Below are 20,871 nucleotides of genomic sequence, written 5' to 3' on the forward strand. Positions count from 1 at the left end.
CCTTGGGGCCTCGGTTGCTGGCCGTTCAGCATGCTGCTTACGCGATCGAGGCGAAGATCATCGGCGATGATCGCATTCCTCCGTTGAGTGAGACGCTCGAGGAGTTGCGGGCGCGGCCGTTGCGGTGGCTGGGGGCGTTCGACGAGGGTGAGCTGCTGGTCGGGGCCGTCGCGTGGGAGGAGACGGTGGATGAGGTGGACATCGACCGGCTGGTGGTCGATCCCGGGGCGCATCGGCGAGGGGTGGGGCGGGCGCTGGTCGAGGAGGTCATGAACCGGGCGGATGGCCGCAGGATCGTGGTGTCGACCGGCCGGGACAACGCTCCGGCGCGGAAGCTGTACGAGCGGCTGGGGTTCGCGGGCCTCGACGAGGTGGAGGTCATCCCGGGGCTGTGGATCGCCAACTACGCCTACGACGGCTGAGCCGGCGAACGCCTACGGCGGCTGAGCCGACCACCTCAATGGCGGCTCAGCCGACGCGCCGGCTAGTTCGATCGTGGGAGAAGGTCCTCGGCCTCCAGTTCCGACCACAGGTTGTCGGGGACCGGGCGATCCCAGAGCGCGGCGTTGGTCGCGACCTCCTCCGGTGAGCGGGCGCCGATGACGATGGACGCGACCGCCGGATGCCGGAGCGGGAAGGCCATGGCCGCCTGCGGGAGCTCCACGCCGTACCTCTCGCAGATCTTGGCGATCCGTCTGGCGCGGCCGAGCACCTCGGCGGGGGCGGGCTCGTAGTCGTAGGTGCCCGCGGGGGTGGAGGTGGCGAGCAGGCCGCTGTTGAAGACGCCCGCCGCCAGCACCCGTACGCCCCGGTCGGCGCAGGCGTCGAGCAGCGGGAGCCCCGACTGGTCGAGCAGCGTGTAGCGGCCGGCCAGCATGACCACGTCGATGTCGGTCTCCTGGACGAACCGCAACGGCACCTGCCACTGGTTCATGCCGATGCCGATCGCGCCGATCACGCCTTGCGAGCGGAGTTCGGCCAGGGCGGGGTACGCCTCGGTGAGCGCCTGGTCGACGTGGTTGTCCGGGTCGTGGATCAGGGCGATGTCGACGCGGTCCAGGCCGAGGCGTTCGAGGGACTCCTCCAGCGATCTCCGTACGCCGTCGCCTGAGAAGTCCCAGACGCGCTCGAAGGCAGCCGGTACGTCGAAGCCCTGCGCGTCCCGGCCGCCCCCGCCGGAGGGGACGAGCAGGCGACCGACCTTGGTCGACAGCACGAAGCCCTGGCGGCCGGCGAGCGCGGCGCCGAGACGGCGTTCCGACAGGCCGACCCCGTAGTGCGGGGCCGTGTCGAACAAGCGCACGCCATGAGACCAGGCGGCGTCCACGGTCGCCCGTGCCTGGTCGTCACTGACCGCCTGGTAGAGGCCGGCGATCGGCGCCGCCCCGAAGCCATGGCGGGGCAACTCGAGGTCACCAGTAGCCGTCACGTCATCTCCCAGACCAGCGGCAGCGTTCCGGCGCCCTTGTCGAAGTCGCCGTCGAGCAGCCGGTTCATCCGCACCTGCCACGCCTGGTCGGCGGGATCGTCCTTGAGCGCCGCCTGCAGCGCGGCATAGTCGTCAACCTCTACGAAGTGGAACAGGTCGAGTCCGTCGCGGAAGATCCGCCAGGAGTGCACGCCGTTCGCCCGCATGACCGCGTCCAGTTCGGCGGGGATCTGTGCGTGCTCCCGGTCGTATATCTCCTCGTTACCGGGTTTGAGCCGGGTACGCAGTGCGATCCGTTCCATCAGTCCTGGGCCTTTCCGCCGGCGATGCGGCTGATGATGAGGGCGATCAAAATGATGCAGCCATAGACGACCGGCTGCCAGAAGCCGGAGACGCCCTTGAGCGTGAGGATGTTCTGGACCAGGCCGATCACCAGCACGCCGGTGAGCGCGCCGAGGATCGTGCCCTTGCCGCCGTCCATGCTGACGCCGCCGATGACGGCCGCGGCGAACACCATGAAGATCCAGCCCACGCCCTGGTTGGAGCCGATGGCGCCGAGCCGCCCGGTCTCCAGGACACCGGCCAGCGCGGCCAGCGTGCCACCGAGGATGAACACACCCCAGAGCACCCGGTCCACCCGGATACCCGCCGCCCGCGCCGCGTCGGCGTTGCCGCCGATCGCGTAGAGCGCGCGCCCGAGCCGTAAATAGCCGAGCCCGGCGATGCCCGCCGCGAACAGCACGGCCGCGATCCAGATCGCCGCGGGCAGTCCGAACCAGGTGGCGCTGCCCAGGTAGAGAATGGATTCGGGCAGCTCGAACAGCGTCTTGCCCTCGGTGGGGCCCAGTTGCAGGCCGTGCACGATGATCAGCATGGCCAGCGTGACGATGAACGCCGACAGCTGAAACTTGATGATCAGGAACCCGTTGAACACCCCGATCGCCGCCCCGATCAGCAGGCAGAGCGGGATCACCAACGGCCCGGGCAGGCCGAGCCCGAACCCACCGGCCGACGCCGGGATCACCAGCATCACCGCGATCGCCGGGGCCATGCCGACCGTCGACTCCAGCGACAGGTCGAACTTGCCGGCGATCAGGATCAGCGCCTCGGCCAGCACCAGCAGCGAGATCGACGCCTGCTGCTGGAGCACGTTCGTCAGGTTGCCGACCGACAGGAAGATCGGGTCCAGGAACGCGCCCACGACGAGCAGGATCAGGATCACCGGCACCAGCGTCAGGTCCCGGAACCTGGCGAGGCGCACCCGAGGGGGCGGCGCGGTCAATGTGGTCACTCTTCGATGCCTTCCATCACGGCCACGAGCTCATGGTCGGTCCACCCACGCGGCACGTCCTTCACGACCCTGCCGTGGAACATCACCAGCACCCGGTCACAGATCCGCAGGTCGTCGAGCTCGTCGGAGACCAGCACGGCCCCCGCTCCCCGCTCGACCGCGTCCTCCACGGCGCCGAGCAGGGCCTGTTTGGCCTTGACGTCGACGCCCGCGGTCGGGTTGATCACCACCAGCGCGGCCGGGTTGTCGACGAGCGCCCGCGCGAACACCACTTTCTGCGCGTTCCCTCCCGACAGGTCGCCGACGGGCTGGTCGGGCCCCTCGGTCTTGATGTCGAGCTCCTTGATCAGCTGTACGGCCTTGCTCCTGCGTCTCGCCGGTGAGACGACGCCGTACCTGCCGAGCTTGCGGGCGATCGGCAGCGTGCCGTTCTCCCCGACCGACAGCAGCGGGACGAAACCCTCGCGGTTGCGGTCCTCGGGCACGAAGCCGAGGCCCGCGCCCAGCGCGGCCGGGACGTCGCCCGGTCTGACCCGGGTGCCGTTGACCGTGACCGTACCCGAGTCCGGTCTGTGCAGGCCGACCAGGGTCTCGGCCAGGCCGACCTTGCCACTGCTGCCGGATCCGGCCAGGCCGACCACCTCTCCCGCCCTGACGCTCAGATCCACCGTCTGGAAGCGGCCGGCCAGCGACAGGCTCTCGGCCGACAGGACCACGGTGCCGTTGGCCGCGCCGCGGGTCCTGGCCTCGTACGCCGCCGTGGCCTCGCCCGTCATCGCCGCGACCAGTTCGTCGTGCGGCAGTTCGGCGACCGGTCTGGTCATGACCCGCCGGGCGTCGCGGAAGACCGTGACGCTCTGGCAGATCTCGTACACCTCGTCGAGGTGGTGGGAGATGTACATCATCGTCACGCCCTGCTCGCGCAGCGCACGCATGCGGGCGAACAACCGCTCGATGGCCGGGCCGTCGAGCCGGGCGGTCGGTTCGTCGAGGATGATGAACCGCGCGCCGAACGACAGCGCGCGGGCGATCTCCACGAGCTGGCGCTGCTCGACGTTGAGGTCACCCGCGAGCGCCTCCGCGTCCACGTCCACCTCGTACGTGCTGAGCAGGTCACGGGCCTTCGCCCGGAGTGTCCGCCAGTTGATCAGCCCGTTGGCGGTCTGGCGGTTGAGGAACAGGTTCTCGGCGACGGTCAGCGCCGGGATGATCGTCGACTTCTGGTACACACAGGCGACCCGCTGCCGCCAGGCGTCACGATCGGCGAGGGCGGGCGCCGCCTCTCCCGAGAACAGCACCTCGCCCTCGTCCGGCCGCTGGAGCCCGGTGAGGATCGACACCAGGGTGGACTTTCCGGCGCCGTTCCGGCCGACGAGCGCGTGGGTCTCCCCTTCGGCGATCGTGATGCCCGCGCCGTTCAGCGCGACGGTCGGGCCGAAGCGCTTCACGACATTTCGGGCTTCAACGTGATTTTTCATTATTTGACCTGGTTGCCCCAGAGGCTCTTGTCGTCCACATTGTCCTTCGTGACGAGGGGGGCGGGAAGCTGGTCCTCCAGGCCGTTCGGCAGCTGGATGATCGTGCTGTCGTGGTCGGTCGGACCCGGCTTGAAGGTCTTGCCGTCGATCGCCGCTTTCGCGTAGTAGAGGGCGTACTTCGCGTACAGGTCGGCGGGCTGTGACACCGTGGCGTCGATGTCGCCCTTGCGGATCGCCTCGAACTCCTGCGGGATGCCGTCGTTCGACACCACGAACACGTGCTTCGCGTCGGTCGGCGGGACGAGCAGACCCTTCTGCTTCAGCACCTGCAGCGTCGGGGCCAGGTGCACGCCACCGGCATGCATATAGATGCCCTTGATATCAGGGTTCTGCTCCAGCCTGGTCTGCAGCATGGACGCTGCCTTGCTGCCCTCCCACTCGGTCGGCTCCTCGAAGACCGTGATCCTGGGGAACTTCGTCTTCATGCACTCGCGGAACGCCTCGGCCCGGTCGCGCCCGTTGATCGAGCTCAGTGAGCCCATCAGCTGGACGACCTTGCCCTTCCCGCCGAGCTTCTCGCCGAGGAACTCGCAGGCCTTCGTCCCGTACGCCCGGTTGTCCGCGCGGACGACCATGTAGACCTGACCCTTGTCCGGCCTGGTGTCGACGGTCACGACGGGGATCTTCTTGTTCGCCAGCGTCTGGAGGGTCGTGGCGATCGCGCCGGTGTCCTGGGGGGCCATGACGATCGCCTTGGCCCCCTGGCCGATCAGCGCCTGAACGTTGTTGACCAGCTTGGTCACGTCGTTCTGCGAGTTGGTGGCGGGCATCAGGTCGACCTTGAGCTCGCTCGCCATCTGCGGGACGTACTTGATGTAGGAGTTCCAGAAGTCGGAGTCGGCGCGCGGGTGGTCGATGCCGATCTTCCCTTCTCCTCCGCCGCCGCCTCCGCCTGTCGTCTGTGTTCCGGAACCGCACGCGGTGATGACCGCGAGGAGGGCCGCGCCTGCGGCTAAAGGACCTAGCTTCATGGTGGGGGGTTACCTTCCTCGAATGCCTTGCCTTGCCTGACGGGCCCTCGAATGCTTAGTTGACCGGCCGCAGCCGGAGCCCCTGCATGCCGCCGTCGACCGCGAGTGAGGTCCCGGTCGTGGCCCCGGCCTCGGGCCCGGCCAGGTAGGCGATCGCCGCGGCCACCTCCTCAGCGCTGACCAGGCGGCCCATCGGCTGCCTGGCGTTGAGCGCCTTCCGCTCCGCCGCCGGGTCGTCGGCCGAGTCGAGCAGCCTGCCGACCCACGGGGTGTCCGCGGTGCCGGGGTTGACGCAGTTGACCCTGATGCCTTCCCGTACGTGGTCCGCCGCCATCGCCAGCGTGAGCGACAGGACCGCGCCCTTGGTGGCGCTGTAGAGCGCCCGGTTCGGCAGGCCCGCGGTGGCCGCGATCGAGCACGTGTTGACCACGGCCGCGTGCTCCGACTGCCTGAGGTACGGCAGGGCCGCCCGGGTCACGCGGACCATGCCGAAGACGTTGACGTCGAACGCCTTCTGCCACTCGCTGTCCGGGTTGTCCTCGACAGTGCCCTGCGCCCCGATGCCCGCGTTGTTGACCACCACGTCGATGCCGCCGAGCCGTTCGGCCGCCTCGGCCACGGCCGCGCGTACGCCGGCGTCGTCCGTGACGTCCACCTTGATGCCGATGAACGGGTCGCCGGGCGGGTTCACGTCGAAACAGGCGACCTTCATGCCGCGCTCGGCCAGTAACGTGGCGGTGGCGAGGCCGATGCCGGAACCGCCGCCGGTGACGATCGCTTTGAGACTCATGCGTCCCTCCAGATTTCGCCGTCGGGGAAGGTGTGGGCGGCGATCGATTCAGGGTGCATCGCCGCGCTGAAGCCCGGCGAGCTGGGGGCGGCGTAGCGGCCGTCCACGATGACCACGGGGTCGACGAAGTGCTCGTGCAGGTGGTCGACGTACTCGATCACCCGGTTCTCCATCGTGCCGCTCACCGCCGCGTAGTCGAACATCGACAGGTGCTGCACCAGCTCGCACAGCCCGACGCCGCCGGCGTGCGGGCAGACCGGGATGCCGAACCTGGCCGCGAGCAGCAGGATCGCGATGTTCTCGTTAACACCGCCGACCCGAGCCGAATCCAGTTGCACGTACGAGATCGCGCCCGCCTGCAGGAGCTGCTTGAACACGATCCGGTTCTGCACATGCTCGCCGGTGGCCACCGGGATCGGCTTGATGCCCTCGGCGATGGCGGCGTGGCCCAGCACGTCGTCGGGGCTGGTCGGCTCCTCCACCCAGTGCGGGTTGAACGGTTTGAGAGCGTTCACCCAGTCGATGGCGGCGGGCACGTCCCAGCGCTGGTTGGCGTCGATCGCGATCGGGAAGTCGGCCCCGCACACCTCGCGGGCCACCCGGAAACGTCGGATGTCGTCGTCGAGGTCGGCGCCCACCTTGAGCTTGATCTGGCCGAAGCCCGCGTCGAGCGCCTCCTTGCACAGCCTGCGCAGTTTGTCGTCGTCGTACCCGAGCCAGCCCGGGGAGGTGGTGTAGGCGGGGTAGCCCTCACGCTTGATGTGTTCGACCCGCTCCCCCTTCCCCTTTTCAGCCTTTTTCAGGATTTCTAGGGCTTGTTCGGGGGTCAGGACGTCGCTCAGGTAGCGGAAGTCGATGAGATCGACGATCTGCTCGGGCGTCAGCTCGGACAGCAGCAGCCAGAGCGGCTTGCCCGCCCGCTTCGCCTTCAGGTCCCACAGCGCGTTGACCACGGCGGAGATCGCCATGTGCATGACGCCCTTCTCGGGGCCCAGCCAGCGCAGCTGCGAGTCGTAGACCATCTCCTTGTAGAGGGCGCCCAGGTCCTCGACGTCCCGGCCGATCACGTACGACTCGAGGGCGCTGATCGCCGCGGTCTGCACGTCGTTGCCGCGCCCGATGGTGAACGCGAACCCGTGCCCCGCGTAGCCGTCGTCGGTCTTGAGGACCACGTAGGCGGCGGAGTAGTCGGGGTCGGGGTTCATGGCGTCGGAGCCGTCCAGCTCGCGGGACGTGGGGAAGCGGATGTCGTGCGTCTCCAGCTCCACGATCCGGTAGCTTTTTTGTTCCTGAGGAGTCGTCATGCCTGGCCCACCGTCTGGCGCTGACGGCCGAGCCCCTCGATCTCCAGCTCCATCACGTCACCCGCCCGCAGGTACGGCTGACCGGGCATCCCCATGGCCACGCCGGCCGGAGTGCCGGTGTTGATCACGTCACCCGGATCGAGCACCATGAACTGGCTCAGATACCGGACGATCTCCGCCACGTCGAAGATCATGTTCTTCGTGACGCCGTCCTGGCGCACCTCACCGTTCACCGACAGCCGCATGGCCAGGTTCTGGGGGTCGGGCACCTCGTCGGCGGTCACCAGCCACGGGCCGAGCGGATTGAACGTCTCGCACGACTTGCCCTTGTCCCACTGGCCACCCCGCTCCAGCTGGAACTCCCGCTCGGAGACATCGTTGACCACCGCGTACCCCGCGATGACCTCGCGCGCCTCCTCCCGGCTGCCCAGGTAGCGGGCCCGCTTACCGATGATGACGGCCAGCTCCACCTCCCAGTCGGTCTTCAGGCTGTTGCGCGGCACCAGCACCTCGTCGTACGGGCCGATCATGGTGTTGGTGGCCTTCATGAAGACCACCGGCTCCGCCGGAACCTCCGCGCCGGACTCGGCCGCGTGGTCGCTGTAGTTCAGGCCAATACAGACGATCTTGCCTGGCCGCGCGACAGGGGCGCCGACCCGCAGCCCTTCAGCCGCGACGACGGGCAGCTCATCGCGTTCGAGCGCGTCGCGGACGCGCGCCACTCCCCCGGAAGCGAGGAAAGCCCCATCGATCTCGGGCTCTCCGATGTCGCGCAGGTTACCGGCGCCATCCATCACCACCGGGCGCTCCTGGCCGACAGGTCCTACTCGCAGCAGCTTCACACCGCATCCTTAGGTTATACATCCGATGTATCTAGCCCCGATGCTGGTCGGCCTCGGTGGGGCCTGTCAAGCCTTCGCGCGCGGATACATCGGATCCGTGAAATCGGTCTAACGGCGAAGCCGCACTACAAACGGTTGCAATGCCGGTCAGACAGCTGACATTCCGTGCAGATTTCTGTCATCCTAGTCGCATACATCGGATGGCATGCCGTCCACATGCCGGACTCCTCTCCCCTGCACCACGGATAGATCCTCGGATGTCTAGCGCGAATCGCTAGGCGGAGCCGAGGACATCCACCCCGCAGCCTTCCCCATCCGCCTCCACCACATGCCTCGCTTAACGGGTAAATCTCCCCGAAAGAGCCCCAAACACCCGATGAATCTGCTGACCTGCCCCAAGAGCTGGAATCGTTTACGACAAGCCCCGCCCTGACCCACCGACAGCCGGCTGACGGACCCGACGGAGCGAGGAGCCCACGACGAAGGGATCGGCTCTTTGGCCGTGCGGCGCGACGAGGCAGTAGCGTCGCAGGAGTGATCAAGGTGCTGCTCGCCGACGACGAGGCTCTGGTCCGGGCGGGCGTGCGAGCCGTCCTCGCCGCCGCCCCGGACATCGAGATAGTGGCGGAGGCGGTCAACGGGCGTGAGGCGCTCGAACTCGCCCGCACCCACCGGCCGGACGTGGCCCTGCTCGACATCCGGATGCCGCTGCTGGACGGCCTGGGCGCGGCGGCGGAGCTGCGCCGCGCGGTCCCTGACGTCGCGGTGGTGATGCTGACCACGTTCTCCGAAGACGAGTACATCACCAAGGCGCTGGACGGCGGCGCGAGCGGGTTCCTGCTCAAGTCAGGGGATCCGTACGAGCTGATGGCGGCGATACGGGCCGCGCACGGCGGCGCCGCGTTCCTGTCGCCGCAGATCGCCCATCGGGTGATCCGGCAGGTGAGCGGCGGCCGGATGAGCCGGCAGTCGGCGGCCAAGGAGCGGATCACGGTGCTCACGCCGCGCGAGCGGGAGGTGCTGGCGCTGGTCGGCGCCGGGCTGTCCAACGCGGAGATCGGCGAACGGCTGTTCCTGGTGGAGGGGACGGTCAAGGCCTACGTGAGCGCCATTCTGGGCCGCCTCGGCATGAAGAACCGCGTCCAGGCGGCCGTGCTGGCGTACGAGGCCGGGCTGGTCCCGCCCGATTGACGCTCAGGCGTCGCGCCCGCGCATCACCCACACTCCGGCGGCGACCGCCGCGACGGCCCACGCCATGAGCACGAGGCCGAAGGCCGGCTCGCCGGCCATGAAGCGTTCCCCGGCGGGGCTGGGGGTGAAGTCCGCGACCGTGTTGAGGAACTCCGCGTTCAGCGACGAGGCAAGCCCCTGCAACGCGGTCGGGAGCACGTACAGCAGCACGAACACCACGCTGAGGGTCCCGGCCGACCTGCGGATCAGCGTGCCGAGTCCGAGGGCCAGCACGGCGACGAGCGTCATGTACGCCGCGATGACCAGGATCCGCCCGGCCACCTGCCCGAGGTCGAACTCCCAGTATTTCCGCAGCAGCGGCGCGCTGGCCGCCACGCCGAGCGCGGCGACGAGCCCGCCGGCCGCGAGCACCGCGGCGCCCACCACGGCCGTCTTGGCCAGCAGCAGCCGGGTCCGGGACGGCGTGCAGGCCAGCGTCACCACGATGCTGCGGGTGGCGTACTCGCCGGTCACCGCCAGCATGCCGAACGCCCCGAAGATGAGCTGCACCCATTCCACGCCTACGAGGACCGACGACACCGGCTCGACCGGTTGGCCATGCCTGCGCAGGAAGCCCGCCGTGTCCTCCGCCTCCAGCACCGCCACCAGCAGCATCGTCAGCAGGGCGCCACCGGCGAACCACCAGGTGGACCGGATGGAGCGGAGTTTCAGCCACTCGGCGGCGGCCGCGGGCGTCATGCCCGGGCTCCGAACTCGGTGCTGTCGGCGGTCAGCCGCATGTACGACTCCTCCAGCGAGGACTCCACGGGCCGCAGCTCGTAGAGCGGCAGCCCCAGCTCGTACGCCTGACGGCCGATCTGCTCGGTGGTCTGACCGGCGACGGTCAGCTCGTCCGGGCCGGTCCAGCGCGCGGCGGGCAGGACGTCGGCCAGCGGTTGCAGCCGCGGTCCGCGAACCCGCACCTCCGAGCCCGCGACCAGGCGCTCCATCGGCTCGTCGGCGATCAGCCGGCCCTTGCCGAGGACGATCAGCCGGTCGGCGGTGCGCTCCATCTCGCTCATCAGATGGGAGGAGACGAAGACCGTGCGGCCCTCGCCCGCGAGCGATCTGAGCAGGGTACGGATCCATCGAACCCCGTCGGGGTCGAGGCCGTTGACGGGTTCGTCCAGCATCAGGACCTGCGGATCGCCGAGCAGCGCGCCCGCGATGCCGAGCCGCTGGCTCATGCCCAGCGAGTACGTCCCGGCACGGCGGCGGGCCGCGTCGGCCATCCCGGTGAGGGAGAGGACCTTCTCGACCCTGGAGAGAGGCAGGCGCTGGCTCGCGGCCATGGCACGCAGATGGTCCCGGCCGCTGCGGGCGGGGTGGACGGCCTTGGCGTCCAGCAGGGCTCCGATCGTACGCAGCGGACGGTCGAGCTCCGCGTAGCGGCGGCCGCCGATCAGGGCGGTGCCTGAGGTGGGGGAATCCAGGCCCATGATCATGCGCATCGTGGTGGACTTCCCGGCGCCGTTGGGGCCGAGAAAACCGGTGACCGTGCCGGGGGTGAGCTCCAGGGTGAGGTCGTCGACGGCGGTCTTGTCGCCGTAGCGTTTGGTCAGTCCGTTCAGGGTGATCATCACTCGACCGTAGGAATCCGGGGGTGGCCGCGGTCATGAACGATCGGCAGCGGGCACCCCTGACTTTCGTCAGGTGTCGTGGCGCGCGGCACCGCATAGCGTCTTGAATTCTCTGTAGTTCCTTGAAGGAATCAGGCAACTCAGACAGGCGTGGCCTGGGCCTGGGCCGCTCCCGTGCTCGATGAACGTGAGCACGGGGGTGGCTTTGGCGTGGTGGAAGCCGGTCCGGTGATGGGAATTCCTGACATGCCCTGTCCGGTGCGGCTGGTGCCGTCCCGGCTTGGGTGCATGGCCCGCCGGACGCTGTCCACCGCTGGCGGGCGGTGGGGCGGGCACCGTGCGCCGGTCGGGCACACGGCTGGAGGTCATCGGGTTGTTTCGTGAGTTGGCTGCTGGGGTGCGGGTAGGTCGTTTCGGGGTGGGGCGGTTCTTGGCTCTGTCGCGTGCTGCCGGTCGGGGGTGCAGGTCGGTTCGGGTGCGGCGGGCGCGGCGGGCCGCCCGGGTGGGTTTGCGCGTTCGGCGGGCGCGGGCGACGTTGCCCTCCACGATGGTGGCGATGGTGCGCGCCCCGGTGGAACGGTGGGTGCGGGTGGCGTGCTGGCCAAGCAGGCCGCGTGCGAGGATCCGCTCGGCCGCTGCCCAGTCCCGGTCACACGACAGGCCGCAGGCCGGGCAATAGGCCCACCGCCAGCCCCGCTCCGCGAGCCGGTTCGGAGCCGGGCAATGCCGCAGCACGGACGTACCGGTCCCGCAGCGGGGGCAGTACCGGGAGGTGCCGCGGGCCGGGACGGTGACCACCGCGATGGCGTGCTTGGCGGCCAGGTGCCGGATCGCCTCGATGATCCGCCCGCGCACCTGCCCCGACAGCCACGAGTTCGCCCTGCCTCGGCGTCCGCGCGCCTCCAGGGTGGCAAGGTCCTCCAGGTAGAGCACCGTCGCCCCCGCGGCGACGGCCTGGTCGACCGCCCAGCGGGCGGCTGACCAGGCCAGTGCCTTGTTCAGGTTGCGGATGCGTGCGCACAGCCGCTCGTGTTCGACCCCGAGAGCCTGGCAGGCCGAGCTCAACGTGGCGTGGCGGGGATCGGCGACGGTGATCCTGGCCAGGAGCCGTTGCTGGTGCTTGATCTTGGCGGTCAGGTGTTCACGCTCGGCCCGCAGTCGGTGCAGCTTGGCCGACACACCGCTCGCGTCGTAGACCAGCGGCCGCCCATCGCAGACCACCCGGCCATCGGCCAGACGCCCGGCCACGCCGGTCAGCAGCGTGTTGAGGCCCCAGTCGAAGCCGCACCCGATCACATGACCGGTAGCGGGCGCGAAGCCGACCGGGATCTGGAACGGCAGATCGACGCGCACCCGTCCCTTGGCCACCCGCAACGTGGGGGCGCACAATCTCGCCTGCGGCGGCACGGTCGGCGGCAACGCGACCGGCAGCACATGCCACGCCCAGTCCCTGGCGGACGCGGGCCACTCGACCAGAGGAAGCCGCACCCGCAGCCGGGCGCCGTCGTCGCCGGTACGCTGCAGGGTGAGCAGTTGCCGGTCCGCGGCAGCCAGGACGATCTGCGCCGCGACGTTCGGCGGCTCCTCCAGTTCGGTCAGATGGGCCGGAAACGCGTCATGCTGGTCGCGATACGCGGCGATCTGCCGGGACCGGTTACGGACCTCCGCCGCCGTCACCCCGTCCGGCAGCAGCGCGCGCAACGCCTCCCACTCGGCGCCGGTACGCACACCCGGCTTGTGCGGCCAGGTCGCCACGATCGCCGCCACCAGACGGCGCCGGTGCAATGCCAGCCGCAACAGGCGAGCGGCCTGCTCCTGCGCGCACCGCAGCACCCGATCACACACATGCACGCCTGAGCGCGGGCCCACATTCCAGCCGAGCCGACGCAGCGCCATCCAGCCCTTCGACGGCAACACCCGCCCGTCCAACCCCACCCCGCCGGCCAAAACGTCCAGATCAGCCGCAGTCCACCGGACCGCCACCAGACGGGCGCTCACATCGCCTGCCAGAGCGGCCAGCCAGGCCACCCGCCGCACCAACAGCACCTGCGAAACGACCTCACCAGTCGCCTCCACCATGGCGGCGTGGGCGGTGCAAGAGGCGGTCGCGGTGACCCTACTCACCCACCGCCCCCAACAGGTCATGGGTAAGCAGGCGGCCTCGACGCGTGTACCTCACGACCTGCACCCCGCTCACCCCCGCCGCAACGATGTGTGATCGTAAAGATACCAAGAGTTTACGTCGTTGGGTAGAACACGTGAGCGATACACGTCCACCGGATACTGATCCATCCCGCGGATCAGGTTCCACCGGCACAGCACGGACTACGAGCCCAGAGCAGAATCCTAGGTTTTCATAGCGAATATCAAGAACGGTTCATACCCTCATCGCCATGAATCGGCTCCGGGACATGGTCGCGAAGGCATTCCGGGACGGCGATCTGCTGTTGTGGGCGGCGATCACCGTGCCGATGTTCCTGGCGAACGAGTCGCCCGAGGTGGGGCAGCCGCCCGGCCTCCCGCTGTCCTGGGTGCGGATCGCCGCCGTGCCGCTTCTGGCGCTGGCCGTGGCCGTGGGGCGGCGGTGGCCGGTGGTGGCGGCGGGCGTGCCCGCGGCGCTGGCGCTGGCGGTGACGCCGGAGCTGTACACGGACAGCTTCATGATCACCCAGTTGCTGCTGGCGTTCCTGCTGGGGCGGCGGACCGCCAGCATGCGTCCCGGGCTGCTGTTCTTCGCCGGGGTCTGCCTGGCGGGGTTGGCGGCGGTCTATCTCGTTCCCGGCGTCACGCTGTCGAACTGGCTGTCGCTGGTCACGAACGCGGTGGCGATCATCCTGCTGCCCTGGCTGGCCGGACGGTACGCCCGTCAGCACGACGAGCTCGTACGCACCGGGTGGGAGCTCGCCGAACGGCTGGAGCGGGAGCGGGACCTGATCGGCGAGCGGATGCGGCTGGTGGAGCGCTCCCGGATCGCCGGCGACATGCACGACTCGCTGGGGCATGACCTGAGCCTGGTCGCGCTGAGCGCCGCCGCGCTTCAGGTGCATCCGGGGCTGGACGAGCCCGCCCGCAAGGCGGCCGCCGAGCTGCGCGCGTCCGCCGCGTTGGCCACCGAGCGGCTACGCGAGATCATCGGGGTGCTGCGCGAGGACGGCGAGACCGCGCCCGTGCTGCCCTCGGGCGACACCGTCGCCGCGCTGGTCAACCGGGCGGCTGCGGCGGGGATGGCGGTCCGGCTGGACGATGGGCTGGGTTCGCTGACGCCGATGGCCGACCGGGCGGCCTACAGGGTGGTACAGGAGGCCCTCACCAACGCCGCCAAGCACGCGCCGGGCGCCGCGGTCACCGTACGACTGGACGCGGATCCGGCGGCCGGGGAGGCGGTGATCAGCGTGGTCAACACGGCACCCCCGGCCGGACCACTGCCCGAGACATTGCCCGGGATGGGGGTCCGGCCGGGGCAACGGCTCGACCGGGGTCTGCCCGAAGCGGCGGTCCAGCCGGAGCAACGGGCCGGCCGAGGGCTGCCCCAGGCGGGATCCGGCGGCTATGGGCTGGTCAGCCTGGACGAGCGCGTCCGGCTGGCCGGAGGCACGCTGCGGGCGGGACCCGCCGACGGCGGCTTCGCCGTCACCGCCCGGCTGCCGCTCACCGCAGGGGGCGCGGTGCACGGCGCGGAGGCCGCATCACCCACCACAGAAGGCGCGGTGCATACCGCGGAGGCTGCGGCGCTCACCGCAGGAGGCGCGGCACTCGCTCCCGAGGGCGCAGCGCTCACCGCGGAGGCCGCATCACTCACCGCAGAAGGCGCGGCACTCGCCGTAGGAGGCGCAGCGCTCACTGCGGGGGACGCGGCCGCGCCGCCCGACTCCCGGCGGGAGCTCGCCCTGGCCCGCCGCAAGATACGGCGCAGCGTGATCGACGCGATCTGGATGCCGGTCGTGGCGGCCGCCGCCCTGCTGCCGCTGACCTCCGGCTACGACCTGTACACCGCGCACCGCTCCGTCCTGGACGCCGGCGTGTACGGCGAACTGCGCGTCGGCCAGAGCCTGGCGTCGCTGAAGTCACGGCTGCCGGCGTACCAGGTGGACGACGACGGGCGGCCGAGGGGCGCACCCGCGGATCCCCGGGGCACCGACGAGTGCCGCTTCTACCGGATCAGTGCCGACTCGCCGTCGCCGGCGCACCGGCTCTGTTTCACCAGCGGACGGCTGTCGCACAAGGACACAGTGTCGACCGTACGACGCTGATCGAGCCCACCCGGCGGGAGGAGACCGGACGGGGTGGCGACGACCGGGGCAGGCGGGCGGGCTAGCATGATCACGAACTGAGTGGACAAAGGGGTGGGGCCGGGATGATGGCGGGGCAGGCGATTGACTGAGACGGCGCGGCGTAATAGAACACGTTTCAATAAGGTGCTTAACCAAGCGCTTGATCAGTCCATAGGCCCGAGGTGACTTCGAGTGCATATCAACCTTGTTGACCAGGACCACTACGCGACCTCCGGCCCACCACACGAGCAGCTCCGCTGGCTGCGCGCGAACGACCCCGTATACCGGCACAAGGACGAGCCCGACTTCTGGGCGGTCACCCGGTACGAGGACGTCGTACATGTGTCCCGGCACTCGGACCTGTTCTCCTCCTCCAGGAAGCTGGCGCTCTTCAACGAGGTCACCGAGGAGCAGCGGGCGCTGCAGCGGCTGATGATGCTCAACCAGGACCCACCGGAGCACACGCGGCGCCGGTCACTGGTCAACCGGGGCTTCACGCCGCGCACCATTGGAGCGCTCGAACAGCACATCCGCGACATCTGCGATGACCTTCTCGACAAGTGCTCGGGCGAGGCGGACTTCGTCACCGAGGTGGCGGCCCCGCTGCCCCTCTACGTGATCTGCGAGCTGCTCGGCGCCCCGGTCACCGACCGCGACAAGATCTTCAACTGGTCGAACCGCATGATCGGCGCACAGGACCCCGACTACGCCTCCTCCCCGGACGAGGGCGGCGCGGCGGCCATGGAGGTGTACGCGTACGCCAACCAACTGGCCGCCCAGCGCAGGGCGAACCCGCGCGACGACATCGTCACCAAGCTCATCCAGCCCGACGAGAAGAGTGGCGAGACGCTCGGGGAGGATGAGTTCGACCTGTTCGTCCTCTTGCTGGTGGTTGCCGGGAACGAGACCACCCGCAACGCGGCCTCCGGCGGGATGCTCGCGCTTTTCGAGCACCCCGAGCAGTGGCAGCGGCTCGTGGCGGACCCGGGGCTGGCGGGGACGGCGTCCGACGAGATCGTCCGGTGGGTGTCGCCGGTGAACCTGTTCCGGCGTACGGCCACGGCGGACACGGTGCTCGGCGGGCAGCAGATCGGCGAGGGCGACAAGGTCGTGGTCTTCTACTCGTCGGCGAACCGGGACACCTCCGTCTTCCCGGACGCCGAGGTGTTCGACATCGGCCGCGACCCCAACCCGCACATCGGGTTCGGCGGCGGCGGGGCACACTTCTGCCTGGGCAACCACCTGGCGAAACTGGAGCTGCGGGTGCTGTTCGAGCAGCTGGCCCGGCGGTATCCACGACTGCGGCAGACGGGTGAGGCGCGCCGGTTGCGGTCGAACTTCATCAACGGCATCAAGGAACTGCCGGTCGTCATGGGGTGATGACCAGTCAGACGTACGGCCGGCCAGCGCCGTCATGAGTGCCGGCCGGCCCGCGGACGTCCGCTCTCCGGGGCGTTCCTGTCACAACTTGCCGGGCTGTCCTGTCTAGAGGGAGGTAACCCCACCAACAACGGCAAGGAGTGCATCGTGGATGCCCGCTTGAACCTCTTCGGCAACCCGACCGCAGGCAAGGTCATGAAGCACATCGCCTCGGCGAGCAGGGTCCTCTCGGACTCGACGCTACCGGCCGCGACGCAGGCACTGGTGGAGATCCGCGCCAGTCAGATCAACGGCTGCGGCTTCTGCACCGACATGCACACCAAGGAGGCCGCGCACGCCGGGGAGACCTCGGTACGCCTCAACCTGGTCGCCGCCTGGCGCGAGGCCACGGTGTTCACCGAGGCCGAGCGCGCCGCCCTGGAACTGGCGGAGCAGGGCACCCTCATCGCCGACGCGGCCGGTGGCGTCACGGACGAGGCCTGGGCCAACGCCGCCAAGCACTACGACCAGGACCAGCTCGCCGCCCTGGTGTCCCTCATCGCCATCATCAACGCCTTCAACCGGCTGAACGTCATCACCCAGCAGCCCGCCGGCGACTACCAGCCCGGCCAGTTCGGATAACGAGCAGAACCTGGCCGCCTGATGCATGCCTTCCTCCACACGATGGCGGTGTCGGTCGGCTGCGTCCTGGCCCTCGCCCCGGCTCTGGTGCCCTCCGCGCGCCCTGCCAGGAGATGGCCGCACGTCGTCATGGCGCTCGGCATGGCGACCGGACATCTGGGCGGCCTGTTCCTCTCCGTCACGGTGCTCGCGCTGCTGACCGCCGCCTGGCTCTGCGGCTCCCCCTCCCGCCGCGCGGAGACCGGTCAGCACATCCAGGACTTCGTGGTCATGGCCCTTCTCTTGGTGCTGACGGCGATCAGCGGGCCCGCTCCCGCCGGCGCTTCGTTCGGGCACGCGCACGCGCATGGAGGCGGGTCACTGACCACGGTGGCCCTGGTCATCGGGCTGGCCTGGACCTGCGCGCGGCTCATCCGCGTTCTGACCGATTGGGGCACGGATCGAAGGGCGCTCAACCAGAACGCGTGCTCAGCCGGAATGGCGGCCAGCATGGCCTTCATGGCCCTGCTGGCCCTCTGATGCCGGTGAAAATTACGTTTGACCAAGGTCTCCTCCGATGAGGATCATGTCCCGGCATGAGGCTTAGGTGGGCGGTTGTGGCGTTGACGACGGCGCTGGCGACCAGCGGGGTGGCTGCGGCCTCGGCAGATGTCCCTGCGGGGATGAAGACGCTGGGTGAGACAGTTGCGAACGGCGTCGACGCTGTGATGGAGCAGGGGGACTCGCCGCTGCCCCCGCCCAAGGGGCCGTGGCCGAAGTCCGGGACCCTCTCGGTGTTTCTGTGCTCGAAGAACAGCACGATGCCGAGCTGTCACGGCAGGGCGACGACGGCAGAGCAGAAAAGGAGACTCGAGAAGCTCCTCAAGCGGCTGCCTGGAGTTTCCAGGGTGCGGTTCGTGAACCAGGACGAGTCCTTCCGGAAGTTCCGCGAAGAGTTCCGTCACAACACGTCCCTGATCGCAGCCACCCTCAAAAGCGACATGCCCGAATCCTTCGAGGCCAAGGTCAAGGTCGTGAACGCCAAGCAGGCCAACAGGCTGGCGAAACTGCCCGGGGTCGCCTCGGCCCATGAATGGAGAACGGACTTCTGGCTCGGCAAGGCCCACGCGCAGGTCAGGCTCTGCGCTCCTCGGAATGACCAGGGGGCCTGCCAGGGCCGGGGTCAGACCACAGACCTTGAGCGTGACGCCATCTTCGAGGCGCTGCGGAACCTCGAAGGCGTGAAGAAGATCTACTTGGAGCCGCGAGAGCACGCGGTCAGAAACTGGCGGAATATCTTCGCCGACAGCATCTTCAACTCGAAGACCATCGCGTCAGTCACCGGTGAGAGCTTCCACCTCGTACTGGCCGACCCGTCCAACCTCACCCCGATCAATGCCGCGCTCAAAGAGCTTTCCGGGGTGGAGAAGGTCTTGCGGCATCGCTGACGCATCTGCTTGTTCAGGGCGGCGTTGTCACACATCGAGGTGCTGTCTTGTCTGAGCTGGTGAACGGCCGGATCGTGCCGGCCACTGTCCCGCGAGGGGAACCCTCATGAAAACCGATCACACTCACCACCTCGACAACCCCGACAAGAGCGGCCCGCCGCCGAAGCTCGACGTGGTCGGCACCGTACCGGGGGCGCCGCCCGCGCCTGAGGGGGCCGAGGCGATGACGATCCTGGTCACGCTGCCCCCGAACAGCCCCGGTGCGCCGCCGCACCGCCACTCCGGCCCCGCGTACGGGTACGTGATCAAGGGCGCCGTCAACTTCGAGCTCGAGGGCGACCCCGTGCGGGTCGTCCGGCCCGGTGAGACGTTCTGGGAGCCCGGTGGGGACGTGATCCACTACCAGGACGGCAACCACCTCGCCGACGAGGAGTCGCAGTTCGTGGTGACGATGTTCTGCGCACCAGGGCAGCCGATGCTGATCCCGGTCAGCCCGGAGGAACTGGAAGCCCGGCGAGACCGCCGCGCGCCGCGGTCATGACCAAGGTTCCGCTGACCGCGCTCGTCCGCGATCACCTCACGCTTGCCCGTGAGGCGAACAGTGGCCGCAGTGCCACCACTGTCCACGGTGGACACGATCGCTCGTTGCGGCAGACCGTGATGGCATTGCGGCAGGGCGAGCACATCCACGAACACGAGCATCCTGGCGAGGTCACGGTGCAGGTGCTGCACGGGCAGGTGCGGCTTGTGGCCGGGCCTGACTCGTGGGACGGGCTGCCAGGCGACCTGCTGGTCATGCCCGAACACCGTCACCGCGTGGAGGCCGTGCAGGACAGCGTGTTCCTGTTCACCACCGCGCGCTGAACGCCGAAGAGAGGCGGGAACCGGCTTCGGTTCCCGCCTTCAGCGTTGCCAGACGGCCATTCGACCAGCTTGCCGGCGGACGTTGCCTGGTGGAGCCGGGCCACCTCTCCCGTTCGGAGGCTTGTCATGAACGGCGGCGGCGAGCGGCTCTGATGCGGGCGAGGATGCGGGTCGTCTGGCGGGCGCCTGGTTGCCAGCCCTGCTGGATGAGGGTGTCCGCCACTTGATGGAGGAGGTCGGCGGTCTGGCCCGGGAAGATGTCTCGACGGACCGCGATGATCCGCCAGCCGAGGCCGCGCAGCTCCGCGCGGCGTCGCTCGTCGTGGAGTTGGTCGGCGGACGACGTGTGGTGCTGCTGACCGTCGTATTCGACCGCCACCTGGAAGTCCGGCCAGCCGAGGTCGAGGTAGGCGAAGCGGTCGTCCGCCAGGGGTACGCGGATCTGGGTGGTGGGTCTGGGGAGGCCGCCGTCCACGAGGATCACGCGTAGCCAGCTCTCCCGAGGCGAGCCGGCACCCCGGTCGGCGAGGCTCAGCGCGTCACGTTGGTGCCATGAGGTCGACTGGTGCCAGAGGGCCTCCAGATCCACTCCGCGCCGGAGGAACTGGTCCAGGGCGGCCACGGCCTCCATGCGGGGAAGCCAGCGGACGCAGTCGAGGGCCGTGCGCTCCTGGGTGGTGAGACGGACGCCCTCGTGCTCCGTTATGTCGTCGGCGGGCAGGGTGGTCACGTGGGTGACGCAGCCGGGGATCGCCAGGTGGCCGGGGGCTATGAGCTCAACCGGCCAGTCGTCCTCGGCGGTGTCGAGGCTCAGCACGTGCAGGCCCCAGATGTGGGCGGCCGTACGACGGCACGCGACCGCCTGGGGAACCGACTGTGTGACGCGCCGGGCCCGCTCCGCCAGAGAGGGCTGCAGGGAGGACTTGGCTGACAGGGAGGGTTCCGGGAGGGGTTGGTTCACGCTGTCCAGGATGGGTGAGCGGCCAAGCGATGGTCGGCGCCGAATCGGGTTCTGTGGATGGGCTGACACTCGTCCGCAGCGGCTGTGGATAGATAAACGGTTCAACAATCGCTTGTGGACAACCACGCGGCTACGACGAGGGATGTGTGCAAACCGGAAGGACGTCGGCGTCGAGCCGTTCCATTTCCGTCAGTGGATGTGTCCGTCGAGTTGGATGTCATTGATGGAGTTGCCGCCGGTGAAGGCGTGGCGGTTGGCGGTCCGGGGATCGAGGACGAGGGCACCGAGGCGCCATTGGTGCCGAGGTTGAGAAAGCGGTTCAGACTGGGATTGCAGCCGCGGGGCGACCGCCCTGCTGGCGCTCAGGCGGGC

Annotated in this window: 21 protein-coding genes; 9 read left to right on the forward strand and 12 right to left on the reverse strand. The window is 69.2% G+C overall.

The genetic code is table 11. The features are described from left to right. The first annotated feature begins 83 nt into the window (after positions 1-83). A complete protein-coding gene (locus KME78_RS35155) occupies positions 84-422 on the forward strand; it encodes a GNAT family N-acetyltransferase (protein ID WP_219533748.1) in 339 nt (112 codons plus the stop codon). A 62-nt stretch (positions 423-484) separates the two neighbouring features. Here KME78_RS35155 and KME78_RS35160 read toward each other — a convergent pair whose 3' ends face one another. From KME78_RS35160 to KME78_RS35195, 8 genes are read right to left on the reverse strand one after another with little or no spacing between them, the layout of a single operon-like run. Next, entirely contained in the window at positions 485-1,429 is a 945-nt protein-coding gene (locus KME78_RS35160) for an aldo/keto reductase (protein ID WP_219533749.1), read from the reverse strand. Next, positions 1,426-1,731, reverse strand: coding sequence for an L-rhamnose mutarotase (locus KME78_RS35165; protein WP_219533750.1), 306 nt, complete (start codon positions 1,729-1,731; stop codon positions 1,426-1,428). Before KME78_RS35165 ends, KME78_RS35160 begins: the two co-directional genes overlap by 4 nt. Then, positions 1,731-2,720 carry an ABC transporter permease gene (locus KME78_RS35170; protein WP_308127251.1) on the reverse strand — a complete coding sequence of 330 codons (990 nt, stop codon included), beginning with the start codon at positions 2,718-2,720 and terminating at the stop codon, positions 1,731-1,733. Before KME78_RS35170 ends, KME78_RS35165 begins: the two co-directional genes overlap by 1 nt. Next, complete coding sequence (locus KME78_RS35175) at positions 2,717-4,168, reverse strand: sugar ABC transporter ATP-binding protein (protein ID WP_308127252.1); 1,452 nt, start codon at positions 4,166-4,168, stop codon at positions 2,717-2,719. The genes KME78_RS35170 and KME78_RS35175 overlap by 4 nt, the downstream gene beginning before the upstream one ends. A 29-nt stretch (positions 4,169-4,197) precedes the next feature. After that, positions 4,198-5,229, reverse strand: coding sequence for a sugar ABC transporter substrate-binding protein (locus tag KME78_RS35180; RefSeq protein ID WP_219533752.1), 1,032 nt, complete (start codon positions 5,227-5,229; stop codon positions 4,198-4,200). A 55-nt stretch (positions 5,230-5,284) separates the two neighbouring features. Then, positions 5,285-6,019, reverse strand: coding sequence for an SDR family NAD(P)-dependent oxidoreductase (locus tag KME78_RS35185; RefSeq protein ID WP_219533753.1), 735 nt, complete (start codon positions 6,017-6,019; stop codon positions 5,285-5,287). Beyond that, positions 6,016-7,323 (reverse strand): L-fuconate dehydratase, encoded by a 1,308-nt coding sequence (locus KME78_RS35190; RefSeq protein WP_219533754.1) that lies wholly within the window; start codon positions 7,321-7,323, stop codon positions 6,016-6,018. Before KME78_RS35190 ends, KME78_RS35185 begins: the two co-directional genes overlap by 4 nt. Further along, positions 7,320-8,165 (reverse strand): fumarylacetoacetate hydrolase family protein, encoded by an 846-nt coding sequence (locus tag KME78_RS35195; protein ID WP_219533755.1) that lies wholly within the window; start codon positions 8,163-8,165, stop codon positions 7,320-7,322. Before KME78_RS35195 ends, KME78_RS35190 begins: the two co-directional genes overlap by 4 nt. 534 nt (positions 8,166-8,699) lie before the next feature. Here KME78_RS35195 and KME78_RS35200 point away from each other — a divergent pair. Then, positions 8,700-9,356 (forward strand): response regulator, encoded by a 657-nt coding sequence (locus tag KME78_RS35200; protein WP_219533756.1) that lies wholly within the window; start codon positions 8,700-8,702, stop codon positions 9,354-9,356. 3 nt (positions 9,357-9,359) lie between these two features. Here the strand turns inward: KME78_RS35200 and KME78_RS35205 are convergent, their stop codons facing one another. From KME78_RS35205 to KME78_RS35215, 3 genes are all read right to left on the reverse strand, one after another. Further along, complete coding sequence (locus tag KME78_RS35205) at positions 9,360-10,094, reverse strand: ABC transporter permease (RefSeq protein WP_219533757.1); 735 nt, start codon at positions 10,092-10,094, stop codon at positions 9,360-9,362. Next, the gene (locus KME78_RS35210) at positions 10,091-10,975 is read right to left on the reverse strand and encodes an ABC transporter ATP-binding protein (RefSeq protein WP_219533758.1); all 885 of its coding nucleotides are present in this window, start codon (positions 10,973-10,975) and stop codon (positions 10,091-10,093) included. The genes KME78_RS35205 and KME78_RS35210 overlap by 4 nt, the downstream gene beginning before the upstream one ends. A gap of 69 nt (positions 10,976-11,044) precedes the next feature. Then, positions 11,045-13,099 carry a zinc ribbon domain-containing protein gene (locus tag KME78_RS35215; protein WP_219533759.1) on the reverse strand — a complete coding sequence of 685 codons (2,055 nt, stop codon included), beginning with the start codon at positions 13,097-13,099 and terminating at the stop codon, positions 11,045-11,047. 269 nt (positions 13,100-13,368) lie between these two features. On the opposite strand from KME78_RS35215, the gene KME78_RS35220 reads away from it, so the two are divergent. The 7 genes from KME78_RS35220 to KME78_RS35250 all read left to right on the forward strand — a co-directional run bounded on the left by KME78_RS35220 (position 13,369) and on the right by KME78_RS35250 (position 19,538). After that, positions 13,369-15,225, forward strand: a complete 1,857-nt coding sequence (locus KME78_RS35220; protein WP_219533760.1) for a sensor histidine kinase — start codon at positions 13,369-13,371, stop codon at positions 15,223-15,225. A gap of 213 nt (positions 15,226-15,438) precedes the next feature. Then, positions 15,439-16,626: a cytochrome P450 gene (locus KME78_RS35225; protein ID WP_219533761.1), complete on the forward strand. Its 1,188-nt coding sequence runs from the start codon at positions 15,439-15,441 to the stop codon at positions 16,624-16,626. Between the two features lie 147 nt (positions 16,627-16,773). Then, positions 16,774-17,247, forward strand: coding sequence for a carboxymuconolactone decarboxylase family protein (locus tag KME78_RS35230; protein ID WP_219533762.1), 474 nt, complete (start codon positions 16,774-16,776; stop codon positions 17,245-17,247). A 21-nt stretch (positions 17,248-17,268) separates the two neighbouring features. Then, positions 17,269-17,766: a hypothetical protein gene (locus KME78_RS35235; protein WP_219533763.1), complete on the forward strand. Its 498-nt coding sequence runs from the start codon at positions 17,269-17,271 to the stop codon at positions 17,764-17,766. A gap of 56 nt (positions 17,767-17,822) precedes the next feature. After that, positions 17,823-18,674 (forward strand): permease-like cell division protein FtsX, encoded by an 852-nt coding sequence (locus KME78_RS35240; RefSeq protein WP_219533764.1) that lies wholly within the window; start codon positions 17,823-17,825, stop codon positions 18,672-18,674. Between the two features lie 106 nt (positions 18,675-18,780). After that, positions 18,781-19,215 carry a cupin domain-containing protein gene (locus tag KME78_RS35245; protein WP_219533765.1) on the forward strand — a complete coding sequence of 145 codons (435 nt, stop codon included), beginning with the start codon at positions 18,781-18,783 and terminating at the stop codon, positions 19,213-19,215. A gap of 104 nt (positions 19,216-19,319) precedes the next feature. Further along, entirely contained in the window at positions 19,320-19,538 is a 219-nt protein-coding gene (locus KME78_RS35250; RefSeq protein WP_246652622.1) for a cupin domain-containing protein, read from the forward strand. Between the two features lie 124 nt (positions 19,539-19,662). Here KME78_RS35250 and KME78_RS35255 read toward each other — a convergent pair whose 3' ends face one another. Further along, positions 19,663-20,499, reverse strand: coding sequence for a type IV toxin-antitoxin system AbiEi family antitoxin (locus KME78_RS35255; RefSeq protein WP_219533767.1), 837 nt, complete (start codon positions 20,497-20,499; stop codon positions 19,663-19,665). Between the last annotated feature and the right edge of the window lie 372 nt (positions 20,500-20,871).

This window comes from Nonomuraea guangzhouensis, from assembly GCF_019396345.1.
Classification (GTDB): Bacteria; Actinomycetota; Actinomycetes; order Streptosporangiales; family Streptosporangiaceae; genus Nonomuraea; species Nonomuraea guangzhouensis.